The sequence below is a fragment of the uncultured Clostridium sp. genome (assembly GCF_947036855.1).
Taxonomy (GTDB): domain Bacteria; phylum Bacillota; class Clostridia; order Clostridiales; family Clostridiaceae; genus Sarcina.
In genome coordinates this window covers 1-19243 of record NZ_CAMQRY010000043.1, presented here as the reverse complement: position 1 = coordinate 19243, position 19243 = coordinate 1, and the positions used below count along the sequence as shown (strand labels likewise).

At 29.5% G+C, this 19243-nt stretch carries 19 protein-coding genes; 18 read left to right on the top strand and 1 reads right to left on the bottom strand.

Annotated features, from left to right (window positions below; all coding sequences use genetic code 11):
• Window positions 1–419 precede the first annotated feature (419 nt).
• The 18 genes from Q0V15_RS06370 (at window position 420) to Q0V15_RS06285 (ending at window position 18643) form a co-directional block, all read left to right on the top strand.
• On the top strand, window positions 420–746 hold the full coding sequence (locus Q0V15_RS06370) for an ATPase (RefSeq protein ID WP_297437137.1): 327 nt from the start codon (window positions 420–422) through the stop codon (window positions 744–746).
• Entirely contained in the window at window positions 733–2694 is a 1962-nt protein-coding gene (locus Q0V15_RS06365; protein ID WP_297437135.1) for a V-type ATP synthase subunit I, read from the top strand. Before Q0V15_RS06370 ends, Q0V15_RS06365 begins: the two co-directional genes overlap by 14 nt.
• A 30-nt stretch (window positions 2695–2724) precedes the next feature.
• A complete protein-coding gene (locus tag Q0V15_RS06360) occupies window positions 2725–3216 on the top strand; it encodes a V-type ATP synthase subunit K (protein ID WP_297437133.1) in 492 nt (163 codons plus the stop codon).
• A 40-nt stretch (window positions 3217–3256) separates the two neighbouring features.
• Entirely contained in the window at window positions 3257–3856 is a 600-nt protein-coding gene (locus tag Q0V15_RS06355) for a V-type ATP synthase subunit E (protein WP_297437131.1), read from the top strand.
• 12 nt (window positions 3857–3868) lie between these two features.
• Complete coding sequence (locus tag Q0V15_RS06350; RefSeq protein ID WP_297437129.1) at window positions 3869–4870, top strand: V-type ATP synthase subunit C; 1002 nt, start codon at window positions 3869–3871, stop codon at window positions 4868–4870.
• Entirely contained in the window at window positions 4857–5174 is a 318-nt protein-coding gene (locus Q0V15_RS06345; protein ID WP_297437128.1) for a V-type ATP synthase subunit F, read from the top strand. Before Q0V15_RS06350 ends, Q0V15_RS06345 begins: the two co-directional genes overlap by 14 nt.
• A gap of 18 nt (window positions 5175–5192) precedes the next feature.
• Window positions 5193–6968, top strand: coding sequence for a V-type ATP synthase subunit A (locus Q0V15_RS06340; RefSeq protein WP_297437139.1), 1776 nt, complete (start codon window positions 5193–5195; stop codon window positions 6966–6968).
• Window positions 6961–8343: a V-type ATP synthase subunit B gene (locus Q0V15_RS06335; RefSeq protein ID WP_297437126.1), complete on the top strand. Its 1383-nt coding sequence runs from the start codon at window positions 6961–6963 to the stop codon at window positions 8341–8343. Before Q0V15_RS06340 ends, Q0V15_RS06335 begins: the two co-directional genes overlap by 8 nt.
• Before the next feature lie 3 nt (window positions 8344–8346).
• Entirely contained in the window at window positions 8347–8991 is a 645-nt protein-coding gene (locus Q0V15_RS06330) for a V-type ATP synthase subunit D (protein WP_297437124.1), read from the top strand.
• A gap of 178 nt (window positions 8992–9169) precedes the next feature.
• Window positions 9170–9742, top strand: a complete 573-nt coding sequence (locus tag Q0V15_RS06325; RefSeq protein WP_297437121.1) for a helix-turn-helix domain-containing protein — start codon at window positions 9170–9172, stop codon at window positions 9740–9742.
• A 172-nt stretch (window positions 9743–9914) separates the two neighbouring features.
• On the top strand, window positions 9915–11129 hold the full coding sequence (locus Q0V15_RS06320) for an argininosuccinate synthase (RefSeq protein WP_297437119.1): 1215 nt from the start codon (window positions 9915–9917) through the stop codon (window positions 11127–11129).
• 61 nt (window positions 11130–11190) lie between these two features.
• Window positions 11191–12594 carry an argininosuccinate lyase gene (argH, locus tag Q0V15_RS06315; protein ID WP_297437117.1) on the top strand — a complete coding sequence of 468 codons (1404 nt, stop codon included), beginning with the start codon at window positions 11191–11193 and terminating at the stop codon, window positions 12592–12594.
• Window positions 12595–12597: 3 nt separating this feature from the next.
• A complete protein-coding gene (gene argC / locus Q0V15_RS06310) occupies window positions 12598–13638 on the top strand; it encodes an N-acetyl-gamma-glutamyl-phosphate reductase (RefSeq protein ID WP_297437115.1) in 1041 nt (346 codons plus the stop codon).
• A 14-nt stretch (window positions 13639–13652) separates the two neighbouring features.
• Window positions 13653–14870, top strand: coding sequence for a bifunctional glutamate N-acetyltransferase/amino-acid acetyltransferase ArgJ (argJ, locus tag Q0V15_RS06305; protein ID WP_297437113.1), 1218 nt, complete (start codon window positions 13653–13655; stop codon window positions 14868–14870).
• Between the two features lie 42 nt (window positions 14871–14912).
• Window positions 14913–15779, top strand: coding sequence for an acetylglutamate kinase (gene argB / locus Q0V15_RS06300; protein WP_297437138.1), 867 nt, complete (start codon window positions 14913–14915; stop codon window positions 15777–15779).
• 3 nt (window positions 15780–15782) lie between these two features.
• Window positions 15783–16949 (top strand): acetylornithine/succinylornithine family transaminase, encoded by a 1167-nt coding sequence (locus Q0V15_RS06295; protein ID WP_297437112.1) that lies wholly within the window; start codon window positions 15783–15785, stop codon window positions 16947–16949.
• Between the two features lie 111 nt (window positions 16950–17060).
• Window positions 17061–17534 carry a peptide deformylase gene (gene def, locus Q0V15_RS06290; protein ID WP_297437110.1) on the top strand — a complete coding sequence of 158 codons (474 nt, stop codon included), beginning with the start codon at window positions 17061–17063 and terminating at the stop codon, window positions 17532–17534.
• 59 nt (window positions 17535–17593) lie between these two features.
• Window positions 17594–18643 carry a DNA polymerase IV gene (locus Q0V15_RS06285; RefSeq protein ID WP_297437109.1) on the top strand — a complete coding sequence of 350 codons (1050 nt, stop codon included), beginning with the start codon at window positions 17594–17596 and terminating at the stop codon, window positions 18641–18643.
• Here Q0V15_RS06285 and Q0V15_RS06280 read toward each other — a convergent pair.
• Window positions 18638–19243 (bottom strand): sugar nucleotide-binding protein (locus tag Q0V15_RS06280; RefSeq protein WP_297437107.1); only part of this gene is annotated, 606 nt, incomplete at its 5' end. The genes Q0V15_RS06285 and Q0V15_RS06280 overlap by 6 nt on opposite strands.

The window sequence follows — 19243 nt, the reverse complement described above, 5'->3', positions numbered from 1 at the left end:
AAACTACCAAAGAGTTTTCAATTATGAATTTAAATCCATTTTATGAGTTCAATTTATCAAGAATTGAAAAATTAATTAAAGATTTATTTATTCTTGAAGAAAAATTAATTTGGGATAACGTAATTTATTTAAAACTTAGCAAAAAAAAATAGTTTCGTAATAAATCTTAGGAGTTTTTAAAATTCATATATTTTTTGACCCTCATGCCAAACTTTATTAATATTAAGTAGCCAAAAAGCAAACAATCTGTTAACAATGGCTAAAATGCAACGATTAGGGAAAATAAGTTATTGAATTTAAATTCATTTTGTGTATAATAATAATTAGATTAAGTGTTAATAAATACTACATTTAAGCGTTAATCAATACCTTATAGGTGTTGAAAAGTATCATAATTATTTGATGAAGGTGGTGAAGTTTTGGCGGCGGAAATAATTAATGAAATAAAAAAAGCAGAGCAACAAGCAAAAGAAATAGTTGTACAAGCTAATAAAGATAGTAAAGATATGATTTCAAAAGCTACGAATAAGGGTGAAATTATTTATAAAGAAATTTTGTTAGTAGCAAAAAAAGAATCAAATAATATAATAGATGTACAAGTTACCGCAGGTAATGTTGAAGCAGAAAAATTATTTGAAAAAGGGAAAGTAGAATGCGAATCTATAGCTAGTCCATCACAGGCGAGAGTTGATGAAGCAGTTAAATTAGTAATTGAGAGGATTGTGAATATTCATGGCAATAGTTAAAATGAATAAATTCACCTTACTTGCTTTTGAATCTGAAAAAGAGAAGCTTTTAGAAAAATTACAGGGTAACTCTGAAGTAGAATTTATAAATCTTCAAAGCGAAAGCTTACTTGAGGAAAATGAAGTTTTAGCTAGTCTAAGCAAAACTGATATAGATGAAGAAACAGTTTTAATTGAAGAAAATGTTTCTAAAGCTAAATCGGCATTATCATTCTTAAAGGGATATGTTACTGAGGTATCGGGTCTTAAAGCATTAAGAGCTGGTAAAGAAAGTTTAACTTTAGAAGATTTAGAAAGAAGAGTTTTAGCTAGTGATTGGGAATCAGTTTACTTAAAGGTAAAGGAAATGGAAGTTACACTTGCAAAGCTAGAAAATGAAAAAACTAGATTAGAAAGTGAAATTGAAGTTTTAAAACCTTTAGAAAAATTTGATGCAAGACTAGATGATATTAAAACTTTAAAACTTACAAGTACATTTCTTGGAAGTGTTTCTAAGCAAAGTAGGGAAGTGCTAGAAAAAAATATAAAAGAAAATCATCAAAATGTTTATATTGAGAATATATCTGAGACAAATCAAGATGCATATATGTTTCTTGTAGCAACTAAAGAAGATTCTGAAAAATTAGACGAAACTTTAAAAGCAGTTGGATTCTCAGCATATCAGATAAAACATGATGGAGTACCAAAAGATATTCTTTTAGAGCTTAGCCAAAATGTTAAAGAGCTAAACGAAAAAAAATTATCTATAAAAAAAGAAGTTTCAACATTAGTTGATGAAAAAAGTGTTTTAGAGTTTACGTTTGAATATTATCAAAATAAACTTTTAAGAAAACAAGTTAATAAAAACTTTTTAAGTACGGATAATGTTTCAGTTATCAAAGGGTGGGCTCCTATTAGTGAAAATTCTAATATAGAGATTGTAGCTCAAAAAGTTTTAGGTGAATCTTATTATTTAAGTTTTGAGGATGTTAAAGAGAGTGAAATTCCTTCAGTTCCAATAAAACTTGAAAATAAAGGACCAGCAGCAGCATTTGATTCTATAACAGAAATGTATAGTTTACCAATGTATGATGAAATTGACCCAACACCATTTTTAACACCATTCTACATGGTATTCTTTGCAGTAATGGTTGCAGATTTTGGATATGGATTATTCTTACTTGTTGGAAGTCTTTTAGCACTTAAGTTCTTAAACTTGGATAAAGCTAAAAGAGGTTTTGTAAAATTCTTTATGTGGCTTAGTGTAGCAACTACTGTAGCAGGACTAATATTCGGTACTGCATTTGGATTTGATCTTGAAAAGTATTTTGGAATTGGTCTTATAAACCCAGGACAAGATACCAACACACTTCTTTTACTATCAGTAGGACTTGGAGTTGTTCAAATCTTATTTGGTTTATTTACAAAAGCATATATGCTTATGAGAAATAAACAATATTTATTTGCATTCTTTGACGTAGGATCATGGCTTATGCTTTTAACTGGTCTAGTAATGTTATTTACAGATGGATTCTTAAAAACTTTAGGAATTGCACTTGCTATAGCAGGTTCAGTTATAATAGTTCTTACACAAGGAAGAATGGAAAAAACAAAAGGTGCAAAAATAGGACAAGGGTTATATGCTCTTTATGGAATAACAAACTATATCGGGGATCTTGTTTCATACACAAGACTTATGGCATTATGTGTAGCTGGTGGATCAATTGCAGCAGCACTTAACCTCATAATAGGTATGATTCCAAGAGGAATCGCATTTATTGTAATAGCACCTATTATATTTATAGTAGCACATATATTTAACATGGGACTTTCACTGCTTGGTGCATATGTTCATACTGCAAGATTACAGTATGTTGAGTTCTTCTCAAAATTCTATGAGGGTGGAGGAAGACCATTTACACCATTTAAAACAGTTGATAATTTTATAAATTTGAAAAGAAAAAAATAATTGAAAAGAAAATTTAGGAGGATTTAAATTATGACAAATTGGATTTCGTTTTTTGCAGAACATGGTGGGGTTATATTTGGAGCTTTAGGAATTGCGTTAGCAGTAGGACTTTCAGGAATAGGATCAGCTAAAGGTGTTGGAATAGTTGCAGAGGCTGCAGCTGGACTAGTTACAGAAGAACCAGAAAAATTTGGTAAAGCATTAGTTCTTGAACTATTACCAGGTACACAAGGATTATACGGGTTCGTTATAGGTTTCTTAGTATATAACGCAATGAATGGTGGTGTTAATTTATCACAAGGTATGTACTTATTATTTGCATGTTTACCAGTTGGTATTGCAGGACTTTGGTCAGGAATAGCTCAAGGAAAAGCAGCAGCAGCAGGTATTCAAATATTAGCTAAAAAACCAGAGCATACAACAAAAGGTATCATCTTCGCAGCAATGGTTGAAACTTATGCTTTATTAGGATTTGTTATCTCATTCTTATTAGTAAGTGGAGTTTCAAACTTAATAAAATAATTTTATTAAAAACTAAGTTTGGATTGGAGAAGTGAATCGTATGTCAAATTTACAACACATAACTTCTAAAATCAAAAAAGATTCGGAAGTGCAAAGAGATGCTATATTAGCTGAAGCTAATATAAATGCAGAGTTAATAATTAGTAAAAGGGAATCAGCAGCTAAAAAAGATGCTGCTGATTTAATAGAAAAATCAAAAAAAGAAGCTATTACTAAAAAAGCTAGAGTTTTATCAAGTGCAACACTAAAAGTAAGAAATGAAAAATTAGCTGTTAAACAAAATATTATAAGTAGTATTTTTGATAAATCAGAAGCAAAACTTAATGCTATGACAAATGAAGAGTTTAAAGAATTTATAACTAATAAAGTATTAAATTTAAATATATCAGGTATTGAAAATATTATAGTAAATAATAATTCAAAAAAAATACTTGATGAAACATTCATAGCAGAGCTTAACTTAAAATTAAAAGATTTAGGTAAAACAGTAGAAGTTAAACTTTCAGATATAGATGGAAATTTTGAAGGTGGATTTATACTTGAGAATAACGGTATAGAGATAAATTATACTTTTGAATCTTTAGTAAATTCACTAAGAGATGAAATGGAATTTGAAGTTGCTAATACAATGTTTAATTAAGGAGAGAAATATATGAGTGATATGAAGTTTACTCAGGTCTTACCAAGACTTAGAGTTTTAGAAACTAGACTCCTTGATAAATCTAAGATAGATAGAATGATAGATAGTAAATCGGCTATTGATTCATTGAAAATTTTACAGGAAACAGAATATAGTTCACATATAACAGATACTAAAAATCCTGGTATATATGAAGAAGTATTATCAAAAGAACTTATATCAGTTTACACAAACTTATATAAAATCTGTCCTGTAAAAGAAATTATAGATATAATGGCTGTTAAATATGATTATCATAACCTTAAGGTATTAGTTAAAGGGAAAATTCTTAATAAAGATTTTTCCAATATGCTAATACCAGTAGGTATTACTGGTATATCAAAATTAAAATATGCTGTTGAAAATGACTATTATAGAGATTTAGATATTTTAATGAGAGAGTGTTTAGAGAAAACACTACAAGATTTTGAAATAAATAAAGATCCTCAAAGGATTGATATAATACTTGATAAATATCAGTTTAAAACTATTAATAAACTTGTTAAATTAATAAATCATAATGTAATACAAAAGTATGCTAGTGCATTAGCTGATTTAACAAATATAAAAACACTTTTAAGAGTTAAGAAGCAGAAAAAGAATAGAGAGTTTTTAAGTGATACTTTAGTTGAAGGTGGAATGATAGATTTTGAAAGGTTTATCTTACTGTTAAATGATTCAACTGAAAATATAGTTACAAAACTAGCTTATACAAATTATGAATCTATTTTAAAAGAAGGGATTCAAGAATATTCTTCAACAGGGTCTGTAAGTGTAATAGAGAAATTAATAGATAATTATATAATGGTAATTATGAAAGATGCTAAATATATAACATCTGGACCAATGCCAGTAATAGCTTATATTTATGCTAAAGAAAATGAAATTAAGCAGATAAGAACTATAATGGTTGGAAAGCTTAATAAAATTTCTGAAGAAGTAATCAGAGAAAGGCTGCGTGATGCTTATGTATAAAAAAGTTGGAGTTGTTGGAGATAAAGATTCGGTCTTAGCATTCAAAGCTTTAGGCGTAGATATCTTTCCTGTAACAGAAATTGAAGAAGCTAGAAAAACAATTGATAGACTTGCAATGACAGATTACGCAGTAATATTTGTAACAGAACATGTTGCTAAAGATATTGAAGAAACTATTGAAAGATATACTAAAAAATTGCTTCCTGCTGTTATATTAATTCCAAGTAACCAAGGAACTTTAAACATAGGAACAAAGAGAATTTCAAATAATGTAGAAAAAGCAATTGGTATTAATATTTTATAGGAAGGTAGGTTGGATAACTTGAAAATTGGAAGAATCGTAAAAGTTGCAGGACCTCTAGTTGTTGCTGAGGGAATGGAAGACGCTAATATATATGATGTAGTAAAAGTTGGAGAAAAAGGACTTGTAGGTGAAATCATAGAAATGAGAAATGATAAAGCTTCTATACAAGTTTATGAAGAAACTTCAGGAATTGGCCCAGGAGATCCAGTTGTAACAACTGGTGAACCATTATCAGTAGAACTTGGACCTGGACTTATAGAATCAATGTTTGATGGAATACAAAGACCACTTAAAGCTTTTCTTGAAGCGGCAGGATCAAACTATCTAACAAGAGGTGTTCAGGTTAAATCATTAAACAGAGAGAAAAAATGGGATTTTGTTGCTACAGCTAAAGTTGGAGATGAAGTTGCTACAGGTGATATTATCGGTACTGTGCAAGAAACTCCAGTAGTTGAACAAAGAATAATGATTCCTTATGGAATAGAAGGTACAATTAAAGAAATTAAATCTGGAACATTCACAATTGAAGAAGTTATAGCAATAGTTGAAACTTCTAAAGGTGATAAAGAAGTTATGCTTATGCATAAATGGCCAGTAAGAAAAGGTAGACCATATGCTAAAAAGCTAAATCCAGTAGAACCTATGACAACAGGACAAAGAGTTGTAGATACATTCTTCCCAGTTGCAAAAGGTGGAGCTGCAGCAGTACCAGGACCTTTCGGAGCTGGAAAAACAGTTGTTCAACATCAAATTGCTAAATGGGGTGATGCTGAAATAGTTGTTTATGTTGGATGTGGAGAGCGTGGAAATGAGATGACAGACGTTCTAAATGAGTTCCCAGAACTTAAAGATCCTAAAACAGGACAAAGTCTTATGAAGAGAACAGTTCTTATAGCTAATACTTCAAATATGCCAGTTGCAGCTAGAGAAGCTTCTATATATACAGGTATTACTATAGCAGAATATTTTAGAGATATGGGATATTCAGTAGCTATAATGGCTGATTCAACTTCAAGATGGGCTGAGGCGCTTAGAGAGATGTCAGGTAGACTTGAAGAAATGCCAGGGGATGAAGGATATCCAGCATATCTTGGTTCAAGACTTGCTGATTATTATGAAAGAGCTGGAAAAATTGTAGCACTTGGAAAAGATCAAAGACAAGGAGCTATTACAGCAATCGGTGCTGTATCACCTCCAGGTGGAGATATTTCTGAGCCAGTTACTCAATCAACTTTAAGAATAGTTAAAGTTTTCTGGGGACTTGATGCACAACTTGCTTATAAAAGACATTTCCCATCAATCAACTGGTTAACATCATATTCACTATACCTTGATAAAATGGGTAAATGGATGGATGAAAATATAGCTGAAGATTGGTCACAAATAAGAACAGATGCTATGGCACTATTACAAGAAGAAGCTAACCTTCAGGAAATTGTTAGACTTGTTGGTATAGATGCTTTATCAGAAGGAGATAGATTAAAACTTGAAGTTGCTAAGTCTATCAGAGAAGATTATCTTCAACAGAATGCATTCCATGAAGTTGATACTTATACTTCTCTTACTAAGCAATATAAAATGTTAAAGGTTATAACAGCATTCCAAGGGGAAGCTGAAAGAGCTTTAGAAGTTGGAGTTTATCTTGATAAAATTTTAAATCTTGAAATTAGAGATAGAATTGCAAGAAGTAAATATATTACAGAAGCAGAGCTTGATAAAATAGATGAAACTTTAGTTATGCTAAAATCAGCAATAGATGAATTAATCAGTGAGGGAGGGGTTCTTAATGCTTAAAGAGTATAGAACAGTAACAGAAGTTGTAGGACCTTTAATGGCTGTTGAAGGTGTTGAGGGTGTTAAGTATGATGAACTAGTTGAAATTGAACTTCAAACTGGTGAACTAAGAAGAGGTAAAGTTTTAGAGGTTAATGGAGATAAGGCAATGGTCCAAATCTTCGAGGGATCATCTGGAATTAATATAAAAGGAACTAAAGCTAGATTCCTTGGAAAGCCACTTGAACTTTCAGTATCAGAAGATATGCTTGGAAGAATTTTTGATGGAATGGGAAAACCTAAAGATAACGGTCCAAAGATAATTCCAGAAGCAAGACTTGATATTAATGGTGAAGCTATAAATCCAGTTGCGAGAAATTATCCTTCAGAATTTATTCAAACAGGAATTTCTGCAATAGATGGATTAAACACTTTAGTTAGAGGACAAAAGTTACCTATATTCTCAGGTGCTGGACTTCCTCACTCACAGCTTGCGGCTCAAATAGCTAGACAAGCACAAGTTCTAAATTCAGATACTAAATTTGCAGTTGTATTTGCAGCTATTGGTATAACATTCGAAGAAGCAGAATTCTTTGTTGAAGAATTTGAAAGCACAGGAGCTATAGATAACTCAGTGTTATTTATGAACCTTGCATCAGATCCTGCGATTGAAAGAATAGCTACTCCAAGAATGGCACTTACAGCAGCAGAGTTCCTAGCTTATGAAAAAGGAATGCATGTACTTGTAATAATGACTGATATCACAAACTACTGTGAAGCTTTAAGAGAAGTTTCAGCAGCTAGAAAAGAAGTTCCAGGAAGAAGAGGATATCCAGGTTACCTATATACTGACCTTTCTACTTTATATGAAAGAGCTGGTAGACTTGTTGGTAAAGAAGGTTCTATAACTCAGATTCCAATACTTACAATGCCGGAAGATGATAAAACACATCCAATTCCTGATTTAACAGGATATATAACAGAGGGACAAATAATTCTTTCAAGAGAATTATATACTAAAGGTATAATGCCTCCTATTGATGTTTTACCATCACTTTCAAGACTTAAAGATAAAGGTATTGGTAAAGGAAAAACTAGAGAAGATCATGCTGATACAATGAACCAATTATTCTCATCATATGCGCAAGGTAAACAAGCTAAAGAACTTGCTGCTATACTTGGTGAAAGTGCACTATCAGATGCAGATAAAGCTTATGCTAAATTTGCTGAAGCTTTTGAAAAGGAGTATATAGCTCAAGGATTTAATGCTAATAGATCAATTGATGATACATTAGCACTTGGTTGGAAACTTCTTAAAATATTACCTAAGACAGAGCTTAAGAGAATCAGAGATGAATATCTTGAAAAGTATATGCCTGTAGGAGAGGATGAGTAGCGTATGGCACAAAGATTAAATGTCAACCCTACTAGAATGGAGCTTTCAAAGCTTAAGAAAAGACTAGCTACAGCTACTAGAGGGCACAAGTTATTAAAAGATAAACAAGATGAATTAGTAAGACAATTTATAAATCTTGTTAAATTTAACAACCAGTTGAGAAAAGATGTTGAAGCAGAACTTGGTGGATCTTTAAAGGATTTTGTTATGGCTAGAGCTGGAATGAGTTCAGAATTTTTAGAAGAAGCTATATCATATCCTAAAGATCATATTCAGGTGGAAGTTAGTAATAAAAATATTATGAGTGTTAATGTTCCTGTTATGAACTTCAAACGAGAACTTGAAGGTGATGAAGGAAGTATATATCCATATGGATTTGCTAATACATCAGCAGAACTTGATGATGCAATTGGTAAGCTATATAGTATTTTACCAAAGCTTTTAGAACTAGCAGAAGTAGAGAAAACTTGCCAACTTATGGGTGATGAAATAGAAAAAACTAGAAGAAGAGTTAATGCTTTAGAATATATGACAATTCCGCAACTTCAGGAAACTATAAGATTTATAAGAATGAAGCTTGATGAAAATGAAAGATCAGCATTAACTAGACTTATGAAAGTTAAGTCTATGATACAAGAGAGAACTTAAAAGATGCCGTTTGGCATCTTTTTTTATTTTTATTGATACTATTAGTTTTAATTAGAAATTTAATTAAATAATCAAAAAATTAATAATAATATTATCAGCAATTTTGTGTTAATAATACTACAATTATGGTATAATTTAGGAAAAGATAATGAAATAGTAAATTATAGGGGGCGCTATTATGAAAAATGTTATGAAGTTAGTTGGAATCGACCAAATTAAAGCATATTCTGACCCGTATAGACTTAAAATTATAAGCTTTCTTAAGAATACAAAAGAAGAAGCAACAGTTAAAGAGATTGCAGATTACTTAGGTGAAGTTCCAGCAAAGGTACATTACCATATAAAGAAACTTGAAAGAGCAGAAATATTAGAGCTAGTTAGAACTAAAGAGATAAAAGGGATAATAGCTAAGTATTATTATTTGACAGCAGATAATTTTGTTATAGAAGCTGATGATATAAATAGACAAACTAAAAAGGTTTATAAATCTCAAATACTTAACATAGTAAATGATTATTATGATAAATCAAGAGAAAAATCTATAGAAACTTTAATGAACAAAGTAGATGCTAACCAAGATAATAATGCTATTTCTGTGATATTTAGAGATATGAATATTGATGATTCTTTATGTCAAGAATTTGATCTTGAAATGAGAAATTTAGTTAAAAAGTATGAATTGCTTTCTGAAGCTAGTAAAAATAAAAATAAATGCCATATCTTCTCAGTTTGTTTAAATCAAGGTGAGTAAAAAAAGAGATGAACTTGTAAATATACAAGTTCATCTCTTTTTTAAGCCTTTAAAGCTTAATGAGTGTATAATATTCATTTTTTGTGCATAAATATGAAATATATACTTGCAAAAATATATTGATAGTAATATAATTAATATAAATTACAAATTATGGAAAAGAGGTTGAGGTATGAGTAAGATAAATAAAGTGATTTTAGCATATTCAGGGGGACTTGATACATCTATAATAATTCCATGGCTTAAAGAAACTTATGGTTGTGAAGTAATAGCTGTTGCCGGAGATGTAGGGCAAGGAAAAGAGCTTGAACCACTAAATGAAAAGGCATTAAAAACAGGGGCTAGCAAACTATATATTGAAGATTTGAAAAAAGAATTAGTTGAGGAATTAATTTTCCCTTGTCTTAAAGCAAATGCAGTTTATGAGAATAAATATTTACTTGGAACAGCATTTGCAAGACCTTTAATAGGTAAAAGACTTGTTGAGATAGCAAAAAGAGAAAATGCTGATGCTATTGTTCATGGGTGTACAGGAAAGGGAAATGATCAAGTTAGATTTGAAATGGCGATTAAATCTTTTGCACCTGATATGAAAATTATAGCACCTTGGAGAATTTGGGATATTAAATCAAGAGATGAAGAAATTGATTATGCGATTTCTAAAAATATAGATATTCCTATGACTAAGGAAACAAGTTATAGTAAGGATAAAAATTTATGGCATTTAAGCCATGAGGGACTTGATTTAGAGAATCCTATGAATTATCCAAAATATGATGAGATTTTAGAACTTGGGGTAAGTCCTAAAAATGCACCAGATAAAGAAACAGAAATTAAAATTTATTTTGAAAAAGGAATACCAACTAAGATTAATGAGATTGAATATGATGGTGTAGAACTTGTTAAAGAACTTAATAAAATTGGTGGTGCTAATGGAATTGGTATTGTTGATATGGTTGAAAATAGACTTGTTGGTATGAAGTCAAGAGGAGTTTATGAAACACCTGGTGGAACTATACTTTATTATGCACATAGAGAGCTTGAAAGCATAACACTTGATAGAGATACTATGCATTATAAGGACTCTATCGGTAGTAAAGTTGGAGAGATGGTTTACTTTGGTAAATGGTATACTCCGCTTAGAGAAGCTCTTATGGCTTTTGTTGATACAACACAAGAGTTTGTTACTGGTGAAGTAATATTAAAGTTATATAAAGGTAATATTATAACAGCTGGTATTAACTCAGAGTATTCTTTATATGATGAAGAAATTGCAACCTTTGATGAAGATGAAGTTTATAATCAGAAAGATTCAGAAGGGTTTATAAATTTATTTGGTCTTCCATCACAAGTTGTTGCTAAAAAGAGAGAGAATTATTTTAAATAGTAAGTAGCTTGTCTTTAATTAGACAAGCTTTATTTTCAAATATTATGGAGGGGGATTATAAATGAAACTTTGGGCAGGTAGATTTCAAAAGGAAGCTAGTGAGGAATTAAATGATTTTAACTCATCTATACATATTGATTCAAGAATGTATAAAGAGGATATTGAGGGGAGTCTTGCACATGTAAAAATGTTAGGTATATGTAATATTATACCGCTAGAAGATTCTAAAATAATAATAGACGGTTTAAATAAAATTTATAAAAAGATAGAACTTGGTGAAGTAGAATTATCTAAGAATCAAGAAGATATTCATATGAATATTGAAACTCTTTTAATTAATGAAGTTGGTGAAGTTGGAAAAAGACTCCATACTGCTAGAAGTAGAAATGATCAAGTAGCACTTGATACAAGAATGTTTTTGAAAAAGCAAATTATAGAACTTAAGGAGCATATATTAGAATTTCAAAATGTTATTTTAGAAAAGGCAAATAAAAATATTGATACTATTATGCCAGGATATACTCATCTTCAAAGAGCGCAACCAGTTACTTTTGCACATCATATACTTGCATACTCTGAAATGTTTAAAAGAGATTTTGAAAGACTTGAAGATTGTTATAAAAGAACAGATTCACTTCCACTCGGAAGTGGTGCTCTTGCAACAACAACTTATCCTATAGATAGAAAATTTGTTCAAGAGGAATTAGGATTTAGTAGAATTTGTGTTAATAGTATTGATGCTGTTTCTGATAGAGATTTTGTTTTAGAACTTGCAAGTGTTCTTAGTATATCTATGATGCATTTATCAAGATTTAGTGAGGAAATTATACTTTGGTGTAGTAGTGAATTTTCATTTATTGAACTTGATGATGCTTATTCAACTGGATCTTCTATTATGCCACAGAAGAAAAATCCAGATGTTGCAGAACTTGTTAGAGGTAAATGTGGTAGAACTTATGGTAATTTAATATCTCTTTTAAGTATGATGAAATCACTTCCACTTGCTTATAACAAAGATATGCAAGAAGATAAAGAACTTATTTTTGATTCAATTGATACATATAAATTATGTATATCTATATTTTCAAAAATGATAAAAACTATAAAAGTAAAAACTGAAAGAATGAAAAATGCTTGTGCTGATGGATTCCTAAATGCGACTGATCTTGCTGATTATCTTGTGAAAAAAGGAATTCCATTTAGAGATTCACATAGAATACTTGGTGAGATGGTATTTTATGCTATAAGTAAAAATAAGAAATTAGAAGAGTTGACTTTAGCTGAAATGAAGCAATTTTCAGATATATTTGATGAAAGTTCATATGATGCAATAAATATAGAAAACTGCGTTGAAAATAGAGATGTAATTGGTGGACCAAGTAAAAAACAAGTGCTAATAAGAATTAATGAGTTAAATGATTATATAAATGAAAAAATAAACTTATTAAAATCTATGGAGGATTAGTTTATGAAAATTAAAGTTGGGATAATTGGGGCAACTGGCTTTGTTGGAAGTGAGCTTATAAGATTACTTTTAAATCATAATAATGTAGAAATAAGTGCGATTAGTTCTAAGAGTTTTTTAGATGAAGAAATTGCTAATATTTATAAAAATTTTATAAATATATCAGATTTAATATTAGAAGATGAGGATAGTGTTATAGAAAAATCTGATGTTATCTTTACAGCAGTACCTCATGGACTTAGTGAAATAATAGCTAGTAAAATACTTTCTAAAAATAAAATTTTAATTGATTTAGGTGCAGATTTTAGATTATCAGATGAAGATGATTATTTAAAGTTTTATAATAAGAAATACTTAAATAAAGATATTCATAAAGAAGCTATTTACTGTATACCAGAACTGCATAGGAGAAAAATAAATAAACAAAGTATAATAGGAAATCCAGGCTGCTACCCAACAAGTATATCACTTGGACTTGCACCGGCATTATATAATGATATTGTAAAAAAAGATTCTATAATAATAGATGCTAAATCTGGTGTTACTGGTGCTGGAAGAGGTGCAAATGATGGAACGCATTATATAAGTTGCAATGAGAACTTTAAGCCATATGGAGTTGGTGGAGTTCATAGACATATTCCTGAAATTGAAGAAGTGATTAATAGTATTAGCAAAGTAAAACATAAAATTAGCTTTACACCACATCTCATTCCTATAAATAGAGGGATTTTATCTACTATTTATTTTGATTTAGATAAAGATATTACTGTTTCTGATTTGCATAAACTATATGTAGATTTTTATAAAGAAGAAAAGTTTGTTGTAGTTGTAGATTTAGATACTACTGCTGAAATTAAAAATATAAAAAGCTCAAATTATTGTCATATATCTATTCATAAAGATGAAAGATGTAATAGAGCAATTATAATTTCAACAATAGATAATATGATTAAAGGAGCAGCAGGACAAGCTATTCAAAATATGAATATAAGAATGGGGTTTAATGAATCAGAAGGACTGAACTTAATTCCAAGTAATTTTTAAATGGGGGTATTTAAATGAAGATTTTAAGAGGGGGTGTTACAGCCGCAAAAGGTTTTTTAGCAGCTGGGATACACTGTGGCCTAAAAAAAAGAAAAGAAAAATTAGATTTAGCACTTATATATTCTAACGTTAAGGCAAATGCAGCTGGAGTTTATACTCAAAATATTATAAAAGGAAATCCTATAACAGTTTGCAAAGAACACTTAGTGAATGGAATAGCACAGGCTATTGTAATTAATAGTGGAAATGCTAATACTTTTTCAGGTGCTGATGGACTTGAAAAGGCATATAAAATGGCAGAAGTGACAGCTAAATCTTGCAAGATAGAAAAAGAAAATATATTAGTTGCATCTACAGGTGTTATTGGAGTTCCACTTAATATAGAAGTGATTGAAAATAATATAGATAAGCTTACAAATTTACTTAGTGCAAAGGGAAATAGATATGCTAGGGAAGCTATAATGACTACTGACACAATAAAAAAGGAAATAGCAGTATCATTCCTTATTGGAGATAAAACTGTAACAATAGGTGGTATGGCTAAGGGGTCTGGTATGATAGAGCCTAATATGGCTACAACTCTTGGGTTTTTAACAACTGATATAAATATTGAACAAGAATTACTAAGTGAGGCTTTAAAAATAGCTGTGAATAAGAGTTTTAATAGAGTTAGTGTTGATGGTGATCAAAGTACAAATGATACTATACTTATCTTAGCTAATGGTCTTGCTGAAAATAACAAAATAATTGAAAAAAATGAGTTTTATAATGAGTTTTTAGAAGCTATAACCTATGTTTTGATAGAGCTTGCAAAACTTATAGCAAGAGATGGTGAGGGTGCTACTAAATTAGTTGAATGTAGGGTTATTGGAAGCAAGACTGAAGCTGAGGGAGTAAAACTTGCAAAAAGTGTTATAAAATCTGATTTAGTTAAAACAGCTTTATTTGGTAATGATGCTAATTGGGGAAGGATTTTATGTGCACTTGGTTATAGTGGAGTAACTTTTGATCCAAATAAAGTAAGGATATCATTTGAAAGTTCTAAAGGATTTATACAACTTTTCAAAGATGGAAATCCAGTAAAATTTAGTGAGGAAAAAGCTAAAACTATTTTAGAGGAAACAGAAATAACTATTTTTGTAAGTTTAGAAGAAGGGCAGTCAGAGGCTTATGCATTTGGTTGTGATTTAAGCTATGAATATGTAAGAATAAATGGAGATTATAGAACTTAAAATTACTTTTCATTTTAATAATAAGGGGGCGAAGTTATGAAAATGAGTAATTTAGATAAAGCTAATACTTTAATACAAGCACTTCCATATATACAGAAACTTAATGGTAAAGTAATTGTAGTTAAGTATGGTGGAAATGCTATGAAAAATAAAACTTTAAAAGAAGCTGTTATAAAAGATATTATACTTATGAGCTGTGTTGGGATAAAAGTAGTTTTAGTGCATGGTGGTGGACCTGATATAAATAAAGTATTAAATAAGTTTGGAAAGAAGTCCGAGTTTATAGATGGTTTGAGATATACAGATGAAGAAACTATGGAAGTTGTTCAGATGGTGTTAGTAGGAAAGGTAAATAAAGAGTTAGTAGGACTTATTAATAGTAATGGTGGAAATGCTATTGGGCTTTGTGGTGTAGATGGGAATATGATTGTGGGAAGTAAAAAAAAATCAGCTATAGACCTAGGTTTTGTTGGAGATATAGATAAGATTAATTCAAAAGTATTATTTGATGCCTTAGATAATAATTATATAAGTGTAGTAGCAACAGTTGCTATTGGTGAAAATGGTGAAACTTATAATGTTAATGCTGATACTGCTGCTGCAAAAATTGCATCTGCTATAAAAGCAGAGAAAATCATGTTACTTACAGATGTTCCTGGATTATTACTAGATATAGAAGATAATGATACTGTGATATCTAAAATTAGTGTAAATGATTTAAAATCATTAATTAATGATGGAACTATAAAAGGTGGAATGATTCCTAAGATAGAATGTTGTATAAATTCATTAAATGATGGTGTTTCTAAGGCACATATAATAGATGGAAGAATTCCACATACTATACTTTTAGAATTATTTTCTGAAAGTGGCATAGGTACTATGATAGAAGTTGGAGAGGAGAAGTAATGTATGAGTAATCTTTTAAATAGATATGAAAGAAATATAATTAAATCATATCCAGTTGTTGATATTAATTTTAAATATGGGAATGGTTCATATTTATATGATGAAAATGATGTTAAATATTTAGATTTCACATCTGGAATAGGTGTTAATTCACTAGGGCATTGTAATCCTAAAATAGTTAATGCTATAAAAAACCAAGCTGAAAAGTTTCTACATTTATCTAATATATATATGAATGAAAATGCTATAAATGTTGCTGGAAAATTAGTTGCTTTAAGTGGAATGGAGAATGTATTTTTCTCTAATTCAGGTGCTGAAAGTAATGAAGCAGCTATAAAAATAGCAAGAAAATATAGTTTTGATAAATATGGACTTGGAAGAGGGAGTATCTTAAGTCTTAAAAATTCATTTCATGGCAGAACTATAAGTACTTTAACCGCAACAGGACAAGATAAGTTTCATAAATATTTTTATCCATTTCCAGAAGGATTTAAATATTGTGAGCCAAATATAGAATCATTTAATAGTACTGTTGATGAGAGTATTTGTGCAATTATAGTTGAAGGAATTCAAGGTGAAGGTGGAGTAAATCAATTAGATAAGGGCTTTGTTGACTATCTTTTTGAAATTTGTCTTAAAAAAGATATATTGATTATATTTGATGAAGTTCAAACTGGAGTTGGAAGAACAGGAGCTTTTTTATATGCTCATAAATTCAATAAAACTCCTGATATAGTAACACTTGCTAAAGGACTTGGTGGTGGTGTACCTATAGGGGCTGTTTTATGTGGTAAAAAAACAAAAGATACATTGAAATATGGAGATCATGGTTCAACATTTGGTGGGAATCCACTTGTAACTGCAGTTGCAGATGTTGTTTTAAGTGAATTTTTAAATGAAAATTTTTTGAAAGAAATAAATAAAAAAAGTTATATCTTCTTTAAAGAATTACAAAATATAAAAAGTGATAATGTAGTAGCTATAAAAGGTATGGGGCTTATGATTGGTATTGAGGTAAAAGGTGATTTAAACTCATATGTTTTAAAAGCTAGAGAACGAAATTTATTAATTTTAACTGCTGGGAAAAACACTTTAAGATTATTACCATCTTTAAACATTAAATATGAAGAAATATCTAAAGGAATTCAAATTTTAAAAGAAATTTTATAAGCTAACAGCTCTAATATCTAATTATTTTTATTTATATAATGAAAAATTTATTAAAATGTGTTTTAATATAATTATTGCAATTGAAACGTAGGAATGAAAGGAGCAGATTAGATGGCTGTTAGAAAAATAATACAATTAGGTGATAAACGTCTTGCTAAGGTTTGTGAAAGAGTTAAAGATATATCAGAAGTAAAAGGATTAATAAAAGATTTAAAGGATACTTTAGCTACAGTTGAGGGGCTTGGACTTGCAGCACCACAACTTGGAGTTAACAAAAGAGTATTTTATATAAATTTCCTAGATGGAGAAAATGAGTATATATTAATAAATCCTGAAATAGTAAAAGTATCAAAAAAAACATCTGTTGATTATGAAGGATGTCTAAGTTATGTTATGCATGAAGGACTTGTTGAAAGACCAAATAAGGTAGAAATGCAGGCGATGAATGAACATGGAGAAATCATGTCATATAAAGTTGATGGGCTTCTTGGTAGATGTCTATTACATGAATTTGACCACTTAGAAGGAATCATGTATACAGACAGAGCAACAGAAATGTACGAGCTTGTTGATGAGGAAGAATAATTAATATATTTGATAAGGAGTAGGCTTACCTACTCCTATTTTTATTGGGAGGTGTCTAAATGAAACGTACTTTATTACATGTTGATATGGATGCATTTTTTGCTTCAGTAGAAATTTTAGATAATAAAAATTTAGTAAATAAACCTATTGCAGTTGGAGGGAACTCTGGAAGAGGTGTTGTGACTACTTGTTCTTATAAAGCAAGAGAATTTGGAGTAAGATCAGCTATGCCAATACATACAGCTAAAACTTTATGTCAAAATCTTATAATTGTACCAGTAAGACATGAGAGATATAGTGAAATATCAAAAGAAATTTTCAATATTTTCAGAAATATTTCTGATAAGATTGAAAAAGTAAGTATTGATGAAGCTTATATTGATATAACTCATTTAGAAGGAAATCCAATAAAGATTGCTTTAAACCTAAAAAAAGAAGTTAAAGATAAAATAGGATTAACTTTATCGGTTGGAATATCTTATAATAAATTTTTGGCAAAACTTGCTTCAGACTGGAATAAACCTAATGGAATTATGGAAATAAAAGAAGAAAATTATAAAGCATTACTAAATGATTTAAACATCAATAGAATTCATGGTATTGGAAGTAAATCAGTTGAATTTTTAAATGGGCTTGGAATTCAAAAGGTTGGACAGATGTATGATTTATCACTTGATTTTTTTGAAAATCATTTTGGGAAAACAGGGGAAGATATCTATAAAAGGATTAGAGGAATTGACAATAGAGAAGTAATTTCTACTGCTGAGAGAAAATCTTATGGTAAAGAAGTTACATTTCATGAAGATATCTATAATAAGGGTATACTTCATGAAAAAATACGTAACTTTTCTTTTGAAATATCTAGTTATTTAAATAAATTTAGTTTAACAGGTAAAACGCTAACAATTAAAATTAAAACAAATAATTTTGAAACGCATACTAAAAGTAAAACATTTATTAAAGGTTTAAAAAATGAAAAACACATTTATATGAATAGTATTGATATTTTTAATTCTATAGATATAAATAAGCCACTTAGACTTCTTGGGCTTACAATATCTAATTTAGATGATAATAAAAATGCACAAATAAGTCTTTTTGATTTATAGAAATTCACTCGTTAAATATTGTACAACAGATGTTTTCCAATCAAGATTTTTGATTTTAAATGTACTTTCAAGAAGGTTACAATTTAAACCAGAAAATTCAGCAGATGGTGCTAATTTTTGTTTAACCATTTCTGGAAATACTTCAAGTTTTTTTGGCACATCGATAATATTAAAGATATATTCTGTAAATTCAAGCTTAGAGCAATAATCAAGACCAGAACAATTATAAGTTCCATACTTAGAAGTTTTTGAAATTTCATTTATAACTTTAAATAAATAATGTATAGATGTTGGATTTACTATTTTACTATTACAAAAAATCATAGGAGTCTTAGCATTAGCTATAATTTGTTTTATATAACAACTATCAGTTCCAAATACCCACGAACTTCTAAGTATAAAATATTTTATATTATTTGAACTAAAAATATTTTCAACCTTTTTTTGTGATACTCCAAGATTATTGATTGGTGAACTTAAATCTGTTTCTATATATGGAATTTCTTGTGTATCTCCATATACTTCATAAGATGAAATGTATATAATAGGAATATCAAAGGATTTACAAGCTTTTGATATTATTGTAGCATCAGATATATT

Excerpts from the sequence above, each read along its gene's own strand:
- Q0V15_RS06365 (WP_297437135.1), top strand. The coding sequence starts at position 733 with ATGGCAATAGTTAAAATGAATAAATTCACCTTACTTGCTTTTGAATCT.
- Q0V15_RS06360 (WP_297437133.1), top strand. The coding sequence starts at position 2,725 with ATGACAAATTGGATTTCGTTTTTTGCAGAACATGGTGGGGTTATATTT.
- Q0V15_RS06355 (WP_297437131.1), top strand. The coding sequence starts at position 3,257 with ATGTCAAATTTACAACACATAACTTCTAAAATCAAAAAAGATTCGGAA.
- Q0V15_RS06350 (WP_297437129.1), top strand. The coding sequence starts at position 3,869 with ATGAGTGATATGAAGTTTACTCAGGTCTTACCAAGACTTAGAGTTTTA.
- Q0V15_RS06345 (WP_297437128.1), top strand. The coding sequence starts at position 4,857 with ATGCTTATGTATAAAAAAGTTGGAGTTGTTGGAGATAAAGATTCGGTC.
- Q0V15_RS06335 (WP_297437126.1), top strand. The coding sequence starts at position 6,961 with ATGCTTAAAGAGTATAGAACAGTAACAGAAGTTGTAGGACCTTTAATG.
- Q0V15_RS06330 (WP_297437124.1), top strand. The coding sequence starts at position 8,347 with ATGGCACAAAGATTAAATGTCAACCCTACTAGAATGGAGCTTTCAAAG.
- Q0V15_RS06325 (WP_297437121.1), top strand. The coding sequence starts at position 9,170 with ATGAAAAATGTTATGAAGTTAGTTGGAATCGACCAAATTAAAGCATAT.
- Q0V15_RS06320 (WP_297437119.1), top strand. The coding sequence starts at position 9,915 with ATGAGTAAGATAAATAAAGTGATTTTAGCATATTCAGGGGGACTTGAT.
- argH (WP_297437117.1), top strand. The coding sequence starts at position 11,191 with ATGAAACTTTGGGCAGGTAGATTTCAAAAGGAAGCTAGTGAGGAATTA.
- argC (WP_297437115.1), top strand. The coding sequence starts at position 12,598 with ATGAAAATTAAAGTTGGGATAATTGGGGCAACTGGCTTTGTTGGAAGT.
- argJ (WP_297437113.1), top strand. The coding sequence starts at position 13,653 with ATGAAGATTTTAAGAGGGGGTGTTACAGCCGCAAAAGGTTTTTTAGCA.
- argB (WP_297437138.1), top strand. The coding sequence starts at position 14,913 with ATGAGTAATTTAGATAAAGCTAATACTTTAATACAAGCACTTCCATAT.
- Q0V15_RS06295 (WP_297437112.1), top strand. The coding sequence starts at position 15,783 with ATGAGTAATCTTTTAAATAGATATGAAAGAAATATAATTAAATCATAT.
- def (WP_297437110.1), top strand. The coding sequence starts at position 17,061 with ATGGCTGTTAGAAAAATAATACAATTAGGTGATAAACGTCTTGCTAAG.
- Q0V15_RS06285 (WP_297437109.1), top strand. The coding sequence starts at position 17,594 with ATGAAACGTACTTTATTACATGTTGATATGGATGCATTTTTTGCTTCA.